The sequence below is a fragment of the Pseudomonas sp. 382 genome (genome assembly GCF_002759075.1).
Lineage (GTDB): Bacteria > Pseudomonadota > Gammaproteobacteria > Pseudomonadales > Pseudomonadaceae > Aquipseudomonas > Aquipseudomonas vlassakiae.
In genome coordinates, this window is sequence record NZ_PEMX01000091.1 from 1 (window position 1) to 1,236 (window position 1,236).

Annotated in this window: 1 protein-coding gene; it reads right to left on the bottom strand. The window is 55.1% G+C overall.

All coding sequences use genetic code 11. The features are described from left to right. Nucleotides 1-9 precede the first annotated feature (9 nt). Nucleotides 10-1,172 (bottom strand): IS3 family transposase gene (locus CQW31_RS30710; RefSeq protein WP_099816119.1). Its coding sequence is split into 2 segments (ribosomal slippage): nt 10-917 and nt 917-1,172, totalling 1,164 coding nucleotides; the frame shifts between segments, so codons are not numbered across the junction. Nucleotides 1,173-1,236: the final 64 nt, after the last annotated feature.

The window sequence follows — 1,236 nt, forward strand, 5'->3', positions numbered from 1 at the left end:
TTGTGGTGGTCAACTCATTCCGGACACGGTTTTGAGTTTTTCTTCAGCTTTGGCCGGAGCCAGTCCATTGTTGAATTGATGGGGCCGGAGCCAGTTGTAGTGGCCCATCAGGTACTGACTAATATCTCGTTGAGCTTGCTGCCCAGTCAGGTAGCCCGTGGTCGGTATCCACTCTGATTTCAGGCTGCGAAACACTCGCTCCATCGGCGCATTATCCCAACAGTTACCCCGCCGACTCATGCTCTGGCATATTCGGTAGCGCCATAGTCTCTGGCGGAACTGGCGACTGCCATATTGCGATCCCTGGTCGGAATGGAACATCAGCCCTTGAGGCTTTCCACGTTGTTCGTAAGCTACGTCCAGCGCTTTGACGACTAAGTCTGCATCCGGCTTCTCTGATAAGGCGCAGCCCACTACTCTGCGTGCGTATAGATCCATGACAACTGCCAGATAATGCCATTTGCCCTGCGCCCAAACGTAAGTGATGTCTCCACACCACACCTGATTTGGCGCTTCGACATCAAACGCTCGGTTCAGGATATTCGGAATATCTGGCCGCTCTACCGTGGCCTTTTTGTAGGCGTGTGATCCCGGCTGCTTGCTGACCAGCGCCAGCTCACGCATCAGACTGCGCACCTTGAACCGCCCGATTTGCTCACCTTCTTCTCGCATCATTGCCTTGATGCTGCGGCTGCCAGGCGCACTTCGCCCTCGAGTGAACAACTCATTTACTCGACTGCGCAATCGCAATCGCTCAACGTCCGGAGTTCGCCGTTTATGACGATGTGCGTAATAACTTGAGCGAGTGACTTCAAACACTTCGCACAACCAGTCAACGGGCTCATGGGCGCTGAGTTGGTGTATCAGCGAGTACGCTCGAGATCTTCCGACATCAAGAGCGCGGTAGCCTTTTTTAGTATTGATTTCTCGCGTTCAAGGCGCGTGATTCGAGCTTCCAACTCTTGGATTTTCTGCTGCTCTGGCGTCAACGCCTTGCTGGCCGGCGTGATGCCGCCGCGCTCCTGCTGAAGCTGATTAACCCAGCGGCGCAGGGCCGACTCGACCAAGCCGAGCGAGCGGGCTGCTTCGGCATGACTGTAGCCTTGGTCGAGCACCAGACAGGCTGCTTCGCGCTTGAACTCAGGGGTAAAGGTACGGCGTTGCTTGGTCATCAGACACCTCTTTGGGGCGAGCATTCTCGCCTAAATGAGTGTCCGGTTTCATTAGACCACTACA